Origin of the sequence: Bacillus sp. Marseille-P3661 (assembly GCF_900240995.1) — a bacterium.
Classification (GTDB): Bacteria; Bacillota; Bacilli; order Bacillales; family Bacillaceae_J; genus OESV01.
In genome coordinates, this window is record NZ_LT965955.1 from 35,376 (window position 1) to 53,103 (window position 17,728).

A 17,728-nucleotide genomic window follows, 5' to 3' on the forward strand; every position below is an offset into this window, starting at 1 on the left:
TTTATCTCTCAATTTTCCCCAAAAGTCGACAAAATCAAACGCTAAGATATTAAATTTGAAAAAATTATTAATCAAATAATGTACTTACAGATTGTTCTTCATGGACACGGATAATCGCTTCACTAATTAATGGCGCAACCGAAAGCTCCGTAATTTTGTCAATTTTCTTCTCTTGTGGAAGTGCTATGGTATTTGTAACAACAAGTTCTTTAATTTTAGAGTTAATAATGCGGTCCATTGCTGGTCCAGATAGTACTGGGTGGGTACAGCATGCATAAACTTCCCTTGCACCATGTTCAACTAGGGCATTAGCTGCTAATGTTATAGTTCCCGCAGTGTCGATAATATCGTCGATTAAAATAGCCGTTTTACCTTCAATATTACCTACAATATTCATTACTTCAGCTACATTCGGCCTTGGACGGCGCTTATCAATAATTGCAATCGGTGCTTTTAAGCGATCTGCCATTTTTCTAGCACGAGTAACCCCACCATGGTCCGGTGATACGATTACAACATCGTCGAAATTTTTATCTTTGAAATAGTCAGCCAAAATAGGTACTCCCATTAAATGGTCAATTGGAATGTCAAAGAATCCTTGAATTTGTGGAGCATGTAAGTCAAATGCAATAACACGAGTAGCTCCTGCCGTTTCAATTAAGTTTGCTACTAGCTTAGCTGTGATCGGCTCACGTGAACGGGCTTTACGGTCTTGACGTGCATACCCATAGTATGGGATAACAACATTTATCGTTTTAGCAGATGCACGTTTTAATGCATCAACCATGATTAATAGCTCCATTAGATGCTGGTTCACTGGTGAACTTGTAGATTGAATGACATACACGTCACAACCGCGGATACTTTCTTCAATATTGATCTGTACCTCGCCATCGCTGAATCTAGAAACCATACATTTACCCATTTCAATTCCGATATGTTCAACAATTTCTTCAGCTAAAGCGCGATTTGATCCAAGTGTAAATACCTTCAAATTGGGGTCAAGATATTGATTTGGCATGACTAAAAATACCCTCCATTAAATTAATTTTTCTTTTTTTCAATATAGCCTTCTTTATTCGTCTGTCTAGACCTTGCAATAGATAAACTATTAGCGGGTACATCTTCTGTAATAGTTGAACCTGCAGCAATAAATGAATTCTCGCCAATCGTAACAGGTGCAACTAAATTGGCATTACATCCTACAAAAACTCCATCTTCAATTTTTGTCAGATATTTTTTCTCACCATCATAATTTACTGTAATAGCGCCGCAACCAAGATTTACATCACGTCCTACTTCTGCATCACCGATATAACTTAGGTGAGATGCTTTACTTCCACGGCCGAAACTTGATTTTTTCACTTCTACGAAGTTTCCAATTTTAACCTCGTCTTCAATGTTGGATTGTGGGCGAATGTGTGCAAACGGGCCAATATTTACATCGCTTCCAATTGTACTATCATATGCTACTGAATGCTTTATCTCAGTACGATCACTAATGCTGCAATTACCTATTTCACTATTCGGTCCTATTACACAGTCTTCTCCAATAATACTATTGCCTTTTATTACTGTACCTGGATAAATAATAGTATCAGCACCAATCACAGCATCAGATGAAATGTATGTATTATTTATATCAATAATAGTTACACCATTTCTCATATGATTGCGATTAATTCTCTTTTTCATAATATCTTCGGCTTGAGCCAAAGCTATTCGATCATTTACACCTAAGGTTTCTTCGAAATCACCTGTTTGATAAGCTGATACATTTTCACCATTGTTTTTTAGTATTTCAATAACATCTGGTAAATAAAATTCACCTTGGGCATTATTATTATTTACATTTTTCAATGCTGCAAAAAGCGCTTGATTATCGAAACAATAAGTACCTGTATTAATTTCTTTAACTGTTAACTCAGTTTCACTCGCATCTTTATGTTCTACTATTTTTTCAACTAGTCCGTTATGATTTCGTAGCACTCGGCCATATCCTGTTGGGTCTTGCGCATAAGCTGTCAGTACAGTAGCTTTTGCATTTGTTGTTTCATGTTCATTTATTAGTGCCTTAATTGTATTTGCAGTAATTAATGGTGTGTCTCCGCAAATAACAAGGGTGATGCCTTCTTGCTGTCCAAGAAGACCTTCTGCTTGCATTACTGCATGTGCAGTTCCCAGTTGCTCTGCTTGTAGCACATACTCACTTTTTTCACCTAAATACTGTTGAACCTTTTCAGCGCCATGACCAACAACAGTCACAATTTTGCTTACATCATCAAGTTGAGAAATTTGATCAACAACATGCTCAACCATCGGTTTGCCACAAACCGGATGTAATACTTTATATAATTTAGATTTCATCCTCGTTCCTTGACCTGCAGCTAAAATAACGGCAAAACGTTTTATCATAAAAACCTCCAATTGCGCCTTATTTTCCATCTACGAATATATCCTAAAACCATGTGTATTTCAACAATTCCGTTAAAATGTACACAATTTTAAATGAAACCCTCTTTATAAAATCACATATTTTTTCTGTTTAGGAAAAATATTGAATAAAATAGCCTACGAGATAATATTTTACTAATTTCAGTTTAATATCTTTTAATTCTTGATATGTAAAAAACCCAACCAATAATGGTTGGGTTGAGTTATTGATATTATTGTTGTTTTTATGAGGCTCCAGCTTCTTCGAACTCTACTTCGTCTAGTTCTCCTACACGATGATACTCGGCTAAAACTGCATCTTGAATTTTACCACGAGTATTTGAATTAATTGGATGCGCTATATCACGAAATTCCCCATCAGGAGTACGTTTACTTGGCATAGCCACAAATAAACCGTTATTTCCATCAATCACACGAATATCATGAACTACAAACTCATGATCTAGCGTAATGGAGGCGATGGCTCTCATGCGTCCTTCGGTGTTTACGCGGCGTAGTCTTACGTCAGTTACTTCCATCTGTATCACCACCTTTATCCTAAATAAAAACATATTACCAATAATTCAACAAAATCTTGTTAATTCCTTCTCGTTCATAAAAAATTCTTAAAATTTATCCTACTTTTTTATACTTTAAGACAAAATTGGCCTTTTTAAAGAAATAAAGCATAAGAAAAGAGGGCCTTTAGGTTTACCTTTTAGATATATTGTAATTTTCCATTAGGTCTAAATACGTGTTTGTCTAATCCGTTATGTAATTTGCTATTCTTTATTTAGTTAAAGCAATTACCTCTATTTCTACTAATGCATCTTTGGGTAATCTAGCAACTTCAACACAAGATCTAGCAGGTTTATGGTTATCAAAATACTGAGCATATACCTCATTAACTTTTGCAAAGTCATTCATATCTTTTATAAAAACAGTTGTCTTTACAACAGTTTCTAATGAAGCCCCCGCTTCTTCTAAAACAGCCATAAGATTTGCAAAAACCTGATGTGTTTGTTGCTGAACATCACCATTAATCATCTCACCCTCGGGTGTTAACGGAATCTGCCCTGAACTGTAAAACATATTATTTACAATAATTCCTTGAGAGTATGGACCAATAGCTGCTGGTGCATTTTTTGTGTGAACCGTTTTCATAGTAGTTCCTCCTTATTCTTCTATTTTTAAAGGTTTAGTGAAACTAAAATAATTGCCTTCTTCCACCTTAATTAGTTTCTCCTTTACATCTACTGCCGATAAACGAACTAATGAAATATATTCGTCTACTAATCGCTCTTCTATATCTTCAGCTTCTACTAATACACCAATTCCCGCGACATTTGCTTTAAATTCCTCTAATAGATTGACCATACCATTAATTGTCCCGCCCGCTTTCATAAAGTCATCTACTATTAGTACATTTGAACCCTCAGCTAAGCTTCTTCTAGCAAGGAGCATTGTCTGAATTCTACCAGTTGAGCCAGAAACATAATTTATACTAACTGTAGAGCCTTCTGTAACCTTGCTGTCACGTCGAACTATAACAACTGGAACGTCTAAATAAGATGCAACGGCATGTGCAATTGGAATCCCCTTTGTTGCAACAGTCATAATAACATCAATTTTTCTGTCCGCAAAAACAGATGCAATAAGCCTTCCAATTTTATTAACTAACCTTGGATTCCCAAGAATATCTGTTAAATACAAATATCCCCCTGGTAATAACCGATCAGGTTTCTCAATTTGTTTACATAGCTCAGCTATAAATTCCTTTGCCTCCGATTCAGAGGCATGTGGAATATATTTCACACCGCCTGCAGCTCCCGGTACTGTATATAATGAGCCCATGCCCTGTTGTTCAAAGGTCATCTTAATGATAGCTAAATCCTCACTTATCGATGACTTAGCCGCACCATACCGATCGGCAAAGAACGAAAGTGATACTAGTTGACGAGGATGGTCCAATAAATAGCTAGTCATATCTACTAATCTTCCGCTACGTCTTATCTTCATATGAAACCCTCCCAAAATCCGAATATTTTATAGTTAATATAACACTTTCATACGGATTTAATCAAGAGTAGGAGTTATCACTTTCATTTCTGCCACCAAGTAAACGAACAGCATAAACCTGATCACAAAAGCCCCTTAAACCATTATATATTCTTTGTAATCTTGATTGATATTGTACCAATCCATAAACAGTTGGCCCACTACCACTCATTAATACCGCATCCGCTCCAAAACGCTCCATTTGCTGTCTTATTTGACGAACCTCTGGATAAAGTTCTAATGTCACACTTTCGAGAACATTACCAACATTTTGGCATATACCTTTAAAATCTTGGTTTTTAATCGCTGTGACCATTGCATCTATATCTGGATGGACGATATGATCTAATTTTAAGTTCCGGTAAATATCCGCGGTTGATACACCCATTGTTGGTTTTGCCAAAATGACATAGCAAGGCGGTGGTGAATCAATATGTATAATTTTCTCGCCTCTTCCCGTGGCAATCGCAGTTCCTCCATATACGCAAAAAGAAACATCAGATCCAATTTCGGCTCCTAATTCTGCCAGCTTATCAAGGCTTAGTCCTAGCCCCCATAACTTATTCAAACCTCTAAGTGTTGCTGCTGCATCACTACTACCTCCAGCTAAGCCTGCTGCTACCGGAATCACTTTTGTAATTGAGATTGCCACACCCCTATCTACACCGTAACGCTTTTTTAATAAGCTCGCTGCTTGATAAGCTAAATTCCGGTCATCTTCCGGCACAAAACGGTTCTCTGATACAATTTTAATAGTATCCTCTTCAAGCCCTTCAAGTTCAATTCGGTCAGCTAAATCAATCGTAGTCATGATCATCCTAACCTCATGGTAACCGTCATCTCTTTTATGTAAAACATCTAAGGATAAATTAATTTTGGCTGGTGCTTTCACTAGTATTTTTTCGCCCATCCTTGTCTTCACCTACTTTTAACAACTAAGATACTTCTGATATTGTATCATAAACAAACATTATAACCATTTTTATCCGAAAAAAAACCGAAGCTTTATAAAAAAGCTTCGGGTCGTAGTTTAAACACTTGGTATAAAGAACTCTTTATTGATTTTGCTGATTTACCAGGTTTTGTTGTGCAATCTCGACCGCACGTTTTACCATATTACCTGCTTGGCGGGCTGTAATGCCTCCCCACCCCTCAGTTTGAACCGTTTCATAAAATCCAAGTTCCTTTGCCAATTCCTCTTTAAAAGGTTCAGACATCAGACCTTTACGTCTACTCATTAGAATATGGCCTCCTTCATAGAAAAGCTTCGCTTTCCGCCAAAGTACTATTGACTAAAGCCTTAATCCCTAATGGTCTTGCCTTAAGGACCCTTTTCCTTGTACCATCTACGAGCTACATCTGAAAAGTGTTGTATAATAAACTACGACAGTATTAGTATGTGATTCCTACCATTCCCAATATGTATAACCACCCCTGCCATTGTTTGGGATTCTATGTACATATAAGAAAACACGTAATTTCCAAAGAAGGAAGTTACGTGTTTTCTTATACTATCGTACATAATGAAATTTCTTAAAGCAATAAAACAAGCAGTAAGATTAATTTACTCTACTGCCCACTTAATGCCATGCTACCTGTATTTTCATCCAAAAATGTTAACTCAACTGTTTCTGTCAACACATCTGCATAACTATAAGAAACACGTTCAAATGCATTCTCATGCTGATCAAGTTCAATGATAAAAACAGAAGGATATGTTTCAGCTAACACTCCAGAACGTTCAATAGTTTTTCGACGTCCTCCATTTGCTTTTAATGTAAGACGTTTACCAAGATTACTGTCAAGATTGCGCTTAATGTCCAACAAAGTTTTTCCCATTCGCTCCACCTCACTATTACATTATAACACCACAGCCCCACTTAGTCAAATACAAAATTAAAATTATATCAGTGAATTATTTTAACTGTCAATGGGTTTTTGGCTATTCCTTTAGTTTTTTTTCTAATTTATCACTATTCTGCCCTAGTTTTACATAATTATGTATAATTCGACTATATTTTCAATGCATTAAAAAACTCTAATGGCCTACAGTACCACTAGAGGTTTTTTTCATATTGCAACTAGCACAAAGTTATATTATTAAAATAAACGTCTGCTTAAATTAACCAGTTCTGTATATTCTATGTTATTCATCATGACGATAAGGCATACCAATTCGAAGTAAGCCCTTGGTTTCGATGCCACCTAACCCTTTCTCGCCAGTTAAAGTATTACGGATGACATCCCATACATTTATATGATCCTTAATAGGGGTATAACTGATTTTAGCCACAATATAAACAGGGTCTAACGCATGGATATTCACCCTTGTTGGCGAACTTGCAAAATTGGCGCCTGCTCTTATTAATGATTCAAAGTGAGATTGACAAGCTCCAGCGAAAATGACAAGCTGATCTAAGGAAGGCACCCTTTTTCGTGCTTCATTCACAGTTTGAACAAAATATTTTGAGTGCCGGTAGGCCTTTAAGTCACTCAGCTTGCCCTTTGATTTTAAATAGGCATCATGTCCTGTTACAACAAGTATATCAGGTCTGATTTGCTCAATTAACGCTCCAACCTTTTCTGGCATTTGCTTTTCACTTAAATGCACCCCGAAAATTGGTACACCAAGTCGCTCATACAGTGCTCTACATTTCTGAAGGTAAACAGGGTCACCATCCAAATGTAATACACGACCCGGAAGTTGAAAATATGAATGGTCATGACTGTAGCCATTCGAAGCACTGTATTCACTACGCTGCCTAATTAAATGATAATCCTGTCGAAATAGCCGGTAGGATTGATCTTCTTTTTCCTTTTCTTTTCTTTGCCGGCTTTTATACTCAACATCGTTTAAATGAACTAAATCTGAAAGCGGAGCATCCGCAATAAGACGAACATCTTCACCAAATAAAATTGCATATGAGTCGTTAATCTCAGTAACTCTAAAGAGTAAATCTTGCTTATATGATTTTCGGGTCACAATATCCCCTACTTTAATGTCCATTTTTCCCCTCCTATCGCATGAGCGCCACACGATGCTAAAAGCGTTAAGGTCCTCTTATAGCCTATGTTTTAGAGGGGAAAATGTGTTTAATTCGATAAGATTTAATTAGGCCTTAAATTATTGAATACCATTCTTCATTTAGTTTCAACATGCAAATATAATTGGTCACTTAAAGCACCAAATTCTTCAATTGTTAATGTTTCACCACGTCTTTTTGGATCAATATTTGCAGCTAATAAAGCCGATTCAACCTCTTTCTTATCCATATCTTTACTAAAATAGCTTGTTAAATTATTAAATATTGTTTTTCTACGCTGAGCAAAGCTTGCACGGACTACGTTGAAGAAAAGCTCCTCATCTTTGACAGCAACTGCTGGTTTTTCACGTTTTGTTAACCTAATTACGGCGGAGTCTACATTAGGTTGTGGTATAAATACAGTTTTAGGTACCGTCATCACTGTTTTAGCTTTTGTATAGTATTGTATGGCAATAGATAATGAACCGTAGTCTTTAGTCCCCGGCTGCGCTGCTATTCTGTCTGCCACTTCTTTTTGGAGCATTACAACAATCCCTCGAAGTGGTAAGTCCTCAGACAGCAGCTTCATAATAATTGGTGTCGTCACATAGTAAGGTAAATTAGCTACAACCATTAAATCTTGGTTTACTTCGAACTCTTCACTTACTACTTTTTTAACATCTGCTTTTAAAATATCTTCGTGAATAATTTTGACATGTGGATATGACTCAAGTGTGTCTTTTAAAATAGGGAGCAGTCGTTGGTCGATTTCAAACGCAACGACTTTTTTTGAACGTTTAGCGATCTGCTCGGTTAAAGCGCCGATGCCTGGACCAATCTCAATTGCACCGCTCTCTTCTGTTAACTCTGCAAAATCAACTATCCTATTTAAAATATTTGTATCAATTAAGAAATTTTGCCCTAAGCTTTTCTTGAAAGAAAATCCATATTTCTCTAAGATAGCCTTCGTTCTCACCGGCGTAGCAATATCTTTATTCATTATCTTCCTCCTGTAGCACTTGAAGTACTGCTTTTTGAAAATCGTTTTTTTGTATTTGGAACATATTTAACCTCTTATGAAGTTGCTTACCATTAGTGTAGCCGATTTTTAATATAGCGCCCAATTTTTCTCTTCTTTCCTTAGATCGCCCATCACCAATTAATCCCGCTTCAATAAGGTCATCCTTCGTTATTTCCTCAGCTATATGTATCATTTCTTGTTTCACTTCATTAAGCGCTTTTCGGATCGCTTCTACCGATGCATGTTCAACTCCTAGCCCTTTGCCGTTTCTTGGTATTGCTTCGTGTTTCGGTAGAAAGGCATGTTTACATCCCGGTACCTTTTCAGCGATAATTTTCCTGATCCTTTCACCAGGATAATCAGGATCTGTAAAAATAATGACCCCCCTGCGCTGTTGTGCAAGCCTTATTTGTTCAATTGTTGATTCACTAATTTCTGAACCATTTGTTTCGATTGTATCAGCCTGAACCGCTCTTTTTACAGTAACTGTATCATCTTTTCCTTCAACAACAATAATTTCTTTTATCTTCTCCATTATTTCCTCCAAAAATGAAACCTTTCATTCAATGCATCGTCTAATATATAGACAGTATAAGCTAAATTTCAAAAATTAAAAAACACAGAGGTGTCACTCCCCTGTGTACGTATTTACAATCACTCTAATAACTTAATTAGTACCTTCTTCCTCCCATATTTTCTAACAGTGTCGGAATCAGGAATAAATAAATCTATTTTATGGCCTTTAATAGCACCACCAGTATCGCCAGCGATAGCATGTCCGTATCCTTCAACCCATACTTTTGTCCCCAACGGTATCACATTCGGGTCAACAGCTATAACTTTTTGATCAGGATTTTTCCTAAGATTAATTCCTGTAGCTGTTATACCTGAACAACCATTACAATAAGCAGTATAGGCTGTTGATGTTACATAAAATTCTTTGGTTGAAATAACGTCTGAACTACGTGCAATTTGTGGTTGAGCAGGCTTAACCCCTACAGCGACCACTTTGTCCTTGCTATCTCTTACCTTTTCTTTGCCAATTAATGTTCTTGAAACTTCAACTCCATTTTCAAGAATAACCTCATAACGGTGCTCTTCAAGACCCTTTTGTCCTTTTTCAATGACTTTTTCAGTTCCTGTAGTTAAAGATGTATCTTTTCGTGTAACAACAGCATAATCAATCGGAACTTCCACAACATCGGTGACCTTTTCTACGCGGACAACATTTATTATCATATTTTCTGTGACTTGACTGTTAGATTCTGGTTCCACTCGATCAAGTCCGCTTAGTGTAATTTCTTGTTGCTTCAAAAGGTCAGCGACAGTAGTCGAAGTCGTCCAAACTTCTTTTTCCTCTTTCGCAGTTTTTAGTACTACAGGGAAAGCAGCTTCTACGATAATTTCGGTAGTTTGATTAAGCTCTGTATCTATACTGGGACTAATTTTATCATGCTCACCTAAGACAATTTGCTGCTCTTTCACAAATTCCCCAACTGTTTTGGCAGTTGACCATATCGTCTTTATTTCTCCATTTTGGCTTAACTGTATTGGATGAGCTGGATCCCAAGTTACTTTAGCTATGTTAGTTAATGCTGCATCCAGAGACGGGTCTACCCTATCTTCTTCGATAACATTCACATCTAGTTCAGCCAATAATTGTTTCACTGTGTTGGCGTGGGTTCGAACATGTTCTTCTTCCCCGTTTAGCACAACCGTGATTGGCTGCTTTGTGCCTTCATAAGCAAGTATCCCAATCAGAAAGATTACTAGAATGCTTGCAAAGATGGCTTTTTGTTTTCCAGATTTTAGCACGACCATGCCTCCTTCTTACGGAGTGAATTATATCCAACGTTTTTATATATTGTCAACTACAAATTACCACCCCTATCCTATTGACAAACTTTCAAATATAAAATTTAACTCTATGTTTACAAATGATAAATGCTTATCCATTAAAAATCTAGTCAAAAATATCGACACGAAATTTCGCCATCGGTGAAAAATGAACTAGTATGAAATTCAAATGTCGATTCATTGCCCTTCTAAGTTGTTCCTACTTTATCAGCTTCCGAGGAGAGAGACATTGTCCCATGAGGTTGAAGGTTTCATTAAGTAAGAGAAATAAAAGAAGGAACACCTTTGTTCCTCCCCTTCGAAAATTATGTTATTTGAAATAGTTTTTTTGCATTTTCTGTTGTTTTTTGAGCAACTTCTTCAAAACTAATTCCTTTTAGCTCCGCAACTTGTTCTGCAACAAGTCTTACAAATGCAGGCTCGTTTCTTTGGCCACGATGTGGATGCGGTGTTAGAAATGGACAGTCAGTCTCAATCAATAATTTATCCAATGGAATTTTAGTAACTACCTCTTTTGGCTTTTTTGCATTTTTAAAGGTAACCGGTCCTCCAAAGGATATGTAAAAATTCATATTTATGCATTCTTGCGCTGTTTCAGTGCTACCACTAAAACAATGCATAATACCGCCTACTTCTTTTGCATTTTCTTCTTTAAGTATTTCAACAATATCTAATGTAGCCTCGCGGTTGTGGATGATAATCGGAAGTTTAACTTTTTTAGCTATGTTTATTTGTTTTCTAAAAACCTCTTTCTGGATCTCTTTAGGTGATTTATCCCAATAATAATCTAACCCCATCTCTCCTACAGCTACAACCTTTGGATGGCTGCATAAACTTTCAATCCACTCTAAATCTTCTTCTTTCATATCAATTGCGTCAACTGGATGCCAGCCAACGGCTGCGTATATGAAATCATAGCTTTCTGCTATTTTAATTGCTCCATTTATCGTTTCACGATCAAAACCTACAACTACCATATTGGTGACACCGTCTGCTTGAGCACGGCTGATAACCTCATCTAGATCCTCTTCGTATTGTCTTGCATTGAGATGCACATGTGTATCAAATAACATGATAAAACTCCTTTCCAGATAAACTAATTAGAAAAAGGGAGTTCTAGTATAATGCCGCTTGAACTCCCTTCTTCAATTAACCTACTTGTAAAATTGAATGTTTCTAGTTATTTAATTTTCGTACCATTTGGAATAGAGGAATCAATACTTGCTAACTTTAGTCTTCCATCCTCTTTTCCAGCTAAAATCATACCTTGGGATAATTCCCCTCTCAACTTGACTGGCTTAAGGTTAGTGACACAAATAACCTTTTGGCCTGTAAGTTCTTCAGGTGTGTAATATTCTGCAATTCCAGACACAACCTGACGTTTTTCGAAACCTAAATCTAATTGGAGCTTTAATAGCTTATCCGCTTTTTTTACATTTTCAGCTTGAATAATTTGAGCAACCCTTAGTTCCACCTTCATAAAATCATCAATAGTGATTTCCTCAGCTTGTTCGACCACTTTTGATTCCTGATTATCTACAGAAGTTTCCCCTGCCTTCTTCTGAGCAGGATTCTGCATTTGTATTTTAATTCTCTCAATTTCCTTTTCAACTTCAAGACGTGGGAAGATTGGGTCGCCCTTTTGGACCTTTGTTCCCCCAGGAATTAAGCCAAATTCATATAAACTATCCCAATTTGTAAGCTGTTCACCATTTATGCCGAGTTGTTCCCACATTTTCTTAGGCGCCCTTGTCAAGAATGGTTGTAACATGATCGAAATATGTCGTAAAGTTTCTGCTAAATGGTACATGGCAGATGCTAACTGATTTTTTTGAGCATCGTCTTTAGCAAGCACCCATGGTTGTGTTTCATCAATATATTTATTCGTTCTGCTAACAAGCTGCCATATAGCTGTTAAAGCAACAGAGAACTCCATCTTTTCCATTGCTGTCTCCACTTTTTTAACGGTCTCTTTAGTAACAATCTCTAAATTACCATCAAAGTCTGTAGCCTGACCAGGATAACTTGGAATATCACCATCAAAATACTTATTGATCATCGCAACAGTACGATTTAGTAGGTTTCCAAGGTCATTGGCTAAATCGAAATTTATTCGATCTACAAAACCTTCAGGTGTAAATACCCCGTCTGAGCCAAATGGCACTTCACGTAATAGATAATAGCGAAGTGCATCTAATCCATATTGATCAATTAAAGTAACTGGATCAATGACATTTCCTTTGGATTTCGACATCTTTCCATCTTTCATAAGTAGCCAACCATGTGCAAATACCTTTTTTGGCAGTGGTAAATCTAAAGCCATTAGCATAATAGGCCAATAAATAGTGTGGAAACGAACAATTTCTTTTCCAACTAAATGAACATCTGCAGGCCAATATGTTTGATAGTTCTTATCATTATTTGTTCCATAGCCAAGTGCTGTTATATAGTTAGATAAAGCATCAATCCAAACGTAAATGACATGTTTAGGATCACCAGGGACTTTAATTCCCCAATCAAATGTCGTACGTGATACAGCTAAATCCTCTAGTCCTGGTTTAATAAAGTTATTAATCATCTCGTTTTTGCGGGATTCCGGTTGGATAAACTCCGGATTTTCCTCATAATATTGCAGTAAGCGATCCACATATTTACTCATTTTAAAGAAATATGATTCTTCCTTTACCTTTTCAACAGGACGGTTACAATCCGGGCAATTGCCTTCTTCTAATTGACGATCTACATAAAATGATTCACAAGGTGTACAATACCAGCCCTCATATTGATCTAAATATATATCACCCTGCTCTAAAAGCTTCGCAAAAATTTGTTGAACTATTTGTTTATGTCGATCCTCTGTAGTCCGAATGAAATCATCATAGGATATATCAAGTTTATTCCATAGATCCTTAATGCCTTCAACAATGCCATCGACAAATTGTTGTGGAGTTACTCCCTTTTCTTCTGCTTTTCTTTGAATTTTTTGTCCATGCTCATCAGTTCCTGTCAAATACATTACGTCATAACCGCGTAATCTTTTATAACGAGCCATTGCATCGCCAGCTACAGTAGTATAAGCATGTCCAATATGTAACTTGTCACTAGGATAATAAATTGGTGTTGTAAGATAAAAAGTTTTTTTATCACTCATTTTTATTCCCCCTCATATCATTCTTTTCCTATATATTAACGTTCTTCCATACTATCACCAAAATATACCTAATCTAACGTAAGAATGTCAAGAACATCAAAAACAGCTTCCAACAATTGTCGAATTAAATGTTGGATTTTGTCGACTCATTGTATGTTATTATTTTAGTAAATATTGAGCGTACTTTGATAAAAATTTATTTATTCATCAAAACCTTATTAAAATAGTAAAAATAGTGAAAGCAGATAATATAAGGTTTTTTATTGGTTTAAAATTACATTTTTTTATAAATTCTACACTTTTTTACAAAAAGCCAATTGACTGCTTTTGGAAATCTAGTTATAATAAAAACATGTTACTGATGTCGAAAAATGACGAAATAGATAAATAAATTTTATTAATAGAGGAGAATGGCAAAAATGAAATCTACTGGTATTGTACGTAAAGTTGATGAATTAGGTCGTGTAGTAATCCCTATCGAATTACGCCGTACGCTAGGCATCGCTGAAAAAGATGCTCTTGAAATTTACGTTGATGATGATCGTATCGTTTTAAAAAAATACAAGCCTAATATGACTTGCAACGTAACCGGAGAAGTTTCAGACGATAACTTTGCACTTGTTAACGGAAAAATTGTATTAAGCCGTGAAGGTGCAGAAATGCTATTAAAAGAACTTCAAGAAAATTTAAGTGTAGCTAAGTAAATTACTAGTTTAATAAATTCAAAGACTGTCCTTTAGGGCAGTTTTTTTATTTCGATAAATACAATGATGGTGTAAGGATTTAACTCTTCTCTTTACAAAAGAGCATTTATTATAGCTCACTTGAGACAAAAAAAAACTAGACACATTAGTGTACTAGTTTCACGCATCGTCCGTTTCTATATGATAAGCTTGGTATACATCCCTTTTTGGTACGCCACGATCATCCGCTGCTTTTTTAATAGCATCCTTAGATTTAAGCCCCTTTTCTTCTATATAAAATTCGACATGGTTTTTTACCGATAAATGGCTCCACCAACTATTGTCATCTTTTGTAAGATCATGCTCAGCTGCACCTCCTACAATTAAACAAAATTCACCTCTTACTTCACCTTGCTCAGACCATTGTAATGCTTCGTTTACTGTACCACGTATAAATTCCTCAAATTTTTTGGTGAGTTCTCTTGATAGAACAATTTCTCTATCACCCCATACTTCTTGAATTGCTTTTAATGTTTCTTTCAATCGATGAGGTGCTTCGTAAAAAATAATGGGCATCTGCAGTAATTTTAAACTTTGGAGCTGCTCTTTCCTCTCTTTTTTTCCACGAGGTAAAAAACCATGAAAGTAAAAATGATCCGTAGGCAGACCAGAGGCAACAAGTGCTGTTAACGCTGCATTAGCACCAGGTAAAGGAATGACAGATATATCTTTTGCTAATGCTTCAACAACCAAATCATAGCCTGGATCAGATATAGCAGGCATCCCCGCATCACTTACAAGTGCTATTGTTTTTTCTTCTTCTTCAATCGCTTGAATAAGTCGCTTGCCACTCTCACGTTTATTATGTTCATAATAGCTTGTTAAAGGAGTGTCTATTTCAAAATGGTTAAGTAATTTCTTTGTTTGACGTGTATCCTCCGCGGCAATTAGATCAACTTCTTTTAAAATACGAATTGCACGAAATGTCATATCTTCAAGATTGCCAATTGGAGTTGGTACTAAATATAAGGCCCCCTTACTGCCCCGATTAAAGCTTTTTTGCTGCCTGATCACAAAACATTCTCCTCTTTATCATTATTCAAGTTGACGTATTGTTCCTTTTGATGTCTCGTTAATTGTTTAATGCGATATTCTTCTTGCATTGCTGCTGTCTTAGAATTGAATGAGCGGGAATAAATCAACTTAACGGGTATCCGTCCCCTTGTATACTTTGCGCCCTTACCTGATTGGTGTTTGTCTAATCTTTTTTCTAAGTTATTTGTATAACCAGTGTAATACGTTCCATCATTGCACTCTAATATGTAAATATAATGCTTATTATTTTCCATACAAAATTTGATGCATCTCCTCTGTGTACTGATTATCTTCATTATACACATATAAAGGGGGTAAAATTTTTAAATCAGGTTTGCCGTGCTTTATTCCTTCAATTAATAAAGTGTTCGCCTCTTTGCCAACCTTAGGATACACAAACCTTAGCCGTTTCGGTTCAATTTTATATGTTCGCATTAACGTAATAATATCAACAAGGCGTCCTGGGCGATGCACAAATGCAACTTTCCCACCTTGGCGAACTAACTGACTACATACCCGAACAACATCTTCTAGGGTACAGTATATTTCATGACGTGCAATAGCTAAATGAGGGTTTTCATTATATTCCTCTTTACTTGGAGTTGGAAAATAAGGTGGATTGCATGTAACAACATCAAACTGATTATGCCCTAATTGCAACGGCATATCCTTAAGATCACCATGCATAACTGATATCCTATCGTCTAGATTATTGACTGCAATACTTCGGAGTGCCATATCAAAAAGACGCTCTTGTATTTCAACACCCAATATTGTTCCTTTTGTTCGCTCGCTTAAAAGTAAAGGAATTACTGCATTTCCTGTACAAAGGTCAAGCAGTTTTCCCTTTTGAATTGGTACGTATACAAAATCCGCTAACAAAACTGCATCTAGTGAAAATGCAAAAACTGATGGACTTTGAACAATTCTCATTCTCTCATCTAGTAAATAATCCAAACGTTCATCTTCTCTTAATTCAATCATTATTTTTCCCTTTCAAAAACACTTAATAGTTAAAATTCATTTTATATTCATAGACATATGTAAATAACTTAACATTATTAAAACAGTTTCTTTCTTACCATTCCCATTTTAATGTGTTAAAAAACCTTTCCTTGTAAAAGGAAAGGCACTAGTAATTGTAATTATTTTTAAAGAGTATAATCATTGTGATATGAATCGATACGGAACCGATGGAAGTTTTATTTCTTATTTAAAAAAGATAAGCAGAATAAGCAATCTCCATCTGTCCGTAAACTACCATAATGTACATTACAAATATGGAAACCTTCTTGGTAAAGTCGGGCAAGGTTATCATACCCTTCACCTACATCCACATTTGACTTTTCTTTCTTTGTAGTCTTTTGATGAGTGTTTTTTCTTGGTGGCAACTCTTCTTCTTTTTCTAACCGTTGTCTTAAGTGATGGTTTTCCATCTTTAATTGGTGATTTTCTTCTAATAGCTCGGCTAAATGAGCTTTGAATTCAACCAATTGTTTATACAATTCGCCTATTTGTTCTTCCATATTAATAGCTTGATCAAATAATTGCTTTTTTTCCACCGTATTCCACCTCAATTGTTCTGCGGCTAAAATGACACGGTACCTTTTTCTATTAACTCATCAATCGTGTATTCAACTACCCGCTCTAACTCTTGGATTTCAATCTGAACAACACGTTCTAAAATATTCAATCCAACAACCGTTCCGTTGCCTTGTGGTGTTACAATTGGTTCTCCTAAATCCGGTAGCTCTGCTTTTGCAGTCTCGTAATCATCGTTCTCATATTTTAGGCAGCACATTAGTCGTCCGCATAATCCAGAAATTTTGGCTGGATTTAGTGATAAGTTTTGATCCTTTGCCATCTTTATTGATACAGGATCAAAGTCACCTAGAAAAGTAGAGCAACAGAGCATTCTTCCACATGGCCCAATTCCACCTAGCATCTTAGCTTCATCGCGAACGCCAATTTGTCTAAGTTCAATTCTCGTCCTAAAAATGGATGCTAAATCTTTTACTAGTTCACGAAAATCAACACGCCCATCGGCCGTAAAATAAAAAATAATTTTATTGCGATCAAAGGTATATTCTACATCAACAAGTTTCATATCTAAAGCATGCTCTGTAACCTTTGCAGTGCATAACTCATACGCTTCTTTTGCTTCTTTCCTGTTTTCATTAACAGTAAGAATATCCTTTTCATCCGCAAGTCGAATCACTTTCTTAAGAGGAAGAACAATATCATTTTCGTCCACCTTTTTATGTGTAATAACTACCTTTCCGAACTCAATGCCGCGAACCGTTTCTACTATGACATAGGTTCCCTCAGGAATTTTAAAATCTCCCGGATCAAAATAATATATTTTACCCGCTTTTTTAAAACGGACTCCTACTACTTCATACAAGCA

General features: G+C 36.1%; 20 protein-coding genes. 1 reads left to right on the forward strand and 19 read right to left on the reverse strand.

Annotation, left to right across the window (positions count from 1 at the left end):
- Positions 1-67: 67 nt before the first annotated feature.
- From C1724_RS17195 to metG, 14 genes are all read right to left on the reverse strand, one after another.
- Positions 68-1,021 (reverse strand): ribose-phosphate diphosphokinase, encoded by a 954-nt coding sequence (locus C1724_RS17195; RefSeq protein ID WP_102347997.1) that lies wholly within the window; start codon positions 1,019-1,021, stop codon positions 68-70.
- 23 nt (positions 1,022-1,044) lie between these two features.
- Positions 1,045-2,415, reverse strand: a complete 1,371-nt coding sequence (gene glmU, locus C1724_RS17200) for a bifunctional UDP-N-acetylglucosamine diphosphorylase/glucosamine-1-phosphate N-acetyltransferase GlmU (RefSeq protein WP_102347998.1) — start codon at positions 2,413-2,415, stop codon at positions 1,045-1,047.
- 263 nt (positions 2,416-2,678) lie between these two features.
- A complete protein-coding gene (gene spoVG, locus C1724_RS17205) occupies positions 2,679-2,972 on the reverse strand; it encodes a septation regulator SpoVG (RefSeq protein ID WP_102347999.1) in 294 nt (97 codons plus the stop codon).
- 250 nt (positions 2,973-3,222) lie between these two features.
- Positions 3,223-3,597: a 2-iminobutanoate/2-iminopropanoate deaminase gene (ridA, locus tag C1724_RS17210; protein WP_102348000.1), complete on the reverse strand. Its 375-nt coding sequence runs from the start codon at positions 3,595-3,597 to the stop codon at positions 3,223-3,225.
- Positions 3,598-3,609: 12 nt separating this feature from the next.
- A complete protein-coding gene (purR, locus tag C1724_RS17215) occupies positions 3,610-4,452 on the reverse strand; it encodes a pur operon repressor (RefSeq protein ID WP_102348001.1) in 843 nt (280 codons plus the stop codon).
- A gap of 61 nt (positions 4,453-4,513) precedes the next feature.
- Positions 4,514-5,401 carry a 4-(cytidine 5'-diphospho)-2-C-methyl-D-erythritol kinase gene (gene ispE, locus C1724_RS17220; RefSeq protein ID WP_102348002.1) on the reverse strand — a complete coding sequence of 296 codons (888 nt, stop codon included), beginning with the start codon at positions 5,399-5,401 and terminating at the stop codon, positions 4,514-4,516.
- Between the two features lie 145 nt (positions 5,402-5,546).
- Entirely contained in the window at positions 5,547-5,729 is a 183-nt protein-coding gene (locus C1724_RS17225; RefSeq protein ID WP_102348003.1) for a small, acid-soluble spore protein, alpha/beta type, read from the reverse strand.
- A gap of 331 nt (positions 5,730-6,060) precedes the next feature.
- A complete protein-coding gene (veg, locus tag C1724_RS17230) occupies positions 6,061-6,330 on the reverse strand; it encodes a biofilm formation stimulator Veg (RefSeq protein WP_102348004.1) in 270 nt (89 codons plus the stop codon).
- A gap of 307 nt (positions 6,331-6,637) precedes the next feature.
- A complete protein-coding gene (gene yabG / locus C1724_RS17235; RefSeq protein WP_102348005.1) occupies positions 6,638-7,498 on the reverse strand; it encodes a sporulation peptidase YabG in 861 nt (286 codons plus the stop codon).
- A gap of 134 nt (positions 7,499-7,632) precedes the next feature.
- Positions 7,633-8,514, reverse strand: a complete 882-nt coding sequence (gene rsmA / locus C1724_RS17240; protein ID WP_102348006.1) for a 16S rRNA (adenine(1518)-N(6)/adenine(1519)-N(6))-dimethyltransferase RsmA — start codon at positions 8,512-8,514, stop codon at positions 7,633-7,635.
- Complete coding sequence (rnmV, locus tag C1724_RS17245) at positions 8,507-9,070, reverse strand: ribonuclease M5 (protein ID WP_102348007.1); 564 nt, start codon at positions 9,068-9,070, stop codon at positions 8,507-8,509. Before rnmV ends, rsmA begins: the two co-directional genes overlap by 8 nt.
- Before the next feature lie 119 nt (positions 9,071-9,189).
- Entirely contained in the window at positions 9,190-10,350 is a 1,161-nt protein-coding gene (locus C1724_RS17250; protein WP_258000442.1) for a G5 and 3D domain-containing protein, read from the reverse strand.
- Between the two features lie 347 nt (positions 10,351-10,697).
- Positions 10,698-11,465 carry a TatD family hydrolase gene (locus C1724_RS17255; RefSeq protein WP_102348009.1) on the reverse strand — a complete coding sequence of 256 codons (768 nt, stop codon included), beginning with the start codon at positions 11,463-11,465 and terminating at the stop codon, positions 10,698-10,700.
- Between the two features lie 107 nt (positions 11,466-11,572).
- On the reverse strand, positions 11,573-13,543 hold the full coding sequence (gene metG, locus C1724_RS17260; RefSeq protein ID WP_102348010.1) for a methionine--tRNA ligase: 1,971 nt from the start codon (positions 13,541-13,543) through the stop codon (positions 11,573-11,575).
- 419 nt (positions 13,544-13,962) lie between these two features.
- Here metG and C1724_RS17265 point away from each other — a divergent pair, with 419 nt between their 5' ends.
- Positions 13,963-14,247: an AbrB/MazE/SpoVT family DNA-binding domain-containing protein gene (locus C1724_RS17265; RefSeq protein WP_102348011.1), complete on the forward strand. Its 285-nt coding sequence runs from the start codon at positions 13,963-13,965 to the stop codon at positions 14,245-14,247.
- A gap of 159 nt (positions 14,248-14,406) precedes the next feature.
- On the opposite strand, the gene rsmI is transcribed toward C1724_RS17265, so the two are convergent.
- The 5 genes from rsmI to C1724_RS17290 all read right to left on the reverse strand — a co-directional run bounded on the left by rsmI (position 14,407) and on the right by C1724_RS17290 (position 17,725).
- Entirely contained in the window at positions 14,407-15,300 is an 894-nt protein-coding gene (gene rsmI, locus C1724_RS17270; RefSeq protein WP_374703472.1) for a 16S rRNA (cytidine(1402)-2'-O)-methyltransferase, read from the reverse strand.
- Complete coding sequence (locus C1724_RS17275; protein ID WP_102348012.1) at positions 15,297-15,575, reverse strand: GIY-YIG nuclease family protein; 279 nt, start codon at positions 15,573-15,575, stop codon at positions 15,297-15,299. The genes rsmI and C1724_RS17275 overlap by 4 nt, the downstream gene beginning before the upstream one ends.
- Complete coding sequence (locus C1724_RS17280) at positions 15,565-16,302, reverse strand: tRNA1(Val) (adenine(37)-N6)-methyltransferase (protein WP_102348356.1); 738 nt, start codon at positions 16,300-16,302, stop codon at positions 15,565-15,567. Before C1724_RS17280 ends, C1724_RS17275 begins: the two co-directional genes overlap by 11 nt.
- Before the next feature lie 221 nt (positions 16,303-16,523).
- Positions 16,524-16,883 (reverse strand): DNA replication initiation control protein YabA, encoded by a 360-nt coding sequence (gene yabA / locus C1724_RS17285; protein ID WP_102348013.1) that lies wholly within the window; start codon positions 16,881-16,883, stop codon positions 16,524-16,526.
- Between the two features lie 26 nt (positions 16,884-16,909).
- Positions 16,910-17,725, reverse strand: a complete 816-nt coding sequence (locus C1724_RS17290; protein WP_102348014.1) for a PSP1 domain-containing protein — start codon at positions 17,723-17,725, stop codon at positions 16,910-16,912.
- Positions 17,726-17,728: the final 3 nt, after the last annotated feature.

Coding starts and splice junctions, on each gene's coding strand:
- C1724_RS17255 (WP_102348009.1), bottom strand. CDS start 11,465: ATGTTATTTGATACACATGTGCATCTCAATGCAAGACAATACGAAGAG.
- C1724_RS17275 (WP_102348012.1), bottom strand. CDS start 15,575: ATGGAAAATAATAAGCATTATATTTACATATTAGAGTGCAATGATGGA.
- metG (WP_102348010.1), bottom strand. CDS start 13,543: ATGAGTGATAAAAAAACTTTTTATCTTACAACACCAATTTATTATCCT.
- C1724_RS17265 (WP_102348011.1), top strand. CDS start 13,963: ATGAAATCTACTGGTATTGTACGTAAAGTTGATGAATTAGGTCGTGTA.
- rsmA (WP_102348006.1), bottom strand. CDS start 8,514: ATGAATAAAGATATTGCTACGCCGGTGAGAACGAAGGCTATCTTAGAG.
- ridA (WP_102348000.1), bottom strand. CDS start 3,597: ATGAAAACGGTTCACACAAAAAATGCACCAGCAGCTATTGGTCCATAC.
- yabG (WP_102348005.1), bottom strand. CDS start 7,498: ATGGACATTAAAGTAGGGGATATTGTGACCCGAAAATCATATAAGCAA.
- C1724_RS17225 (WP_102348003.1), bottom strand. CDS start 5,729: ATGAGTAGACGTAAAGGTCTGATGTCTGAACCTTTTAAAGAGGAATTG.
- glmU (WP_102347998.1), bottom strand. CDS start 2,415: ATGATAAAACGTTTTGCCGTTATTTTAGCTGCAGGTCAAGGAACGAGG.
- ispE (WP_102348002.1), bottom strand. CDS start 5,401: ATGGGCGAAAAAATACTAGTGAAAGCACCAGCCAAAATTAATTTATCC.
- veg (WP_102348004.1), bottom strand. CDS start 6,330: ATGGGAAAAACTTTGTTGGACATTAAGCGCAATCTTGACAGTAATCTT.
- rnmV (WP_102348007.1), bottom strand. CDS start 9,070: ATGGAGAAGATAAAAGAAATTATTGTTGTTGAAGGAAAAGATGATACA.
- purR (WP_102348001.1), bottom strand. CDS start 4,452: ATGAAGATAAGACGTAGCGGAAGATTAGTAGATATGACTAGCTATTTA.
- C1724_RS17195 (WP_102347997.1), bottom strand. CDS start 1,021: ATGCCAAATCAATATCTTGACCCCAATTTGAAGGTATTTACACTTGGA.
- spoVG (WP_102347999.1), bottom strand. CDS start 2,972: ATGGAAGTAACTGACGTAAGACTACGCCGCGTAAACACCGAAGGACGC.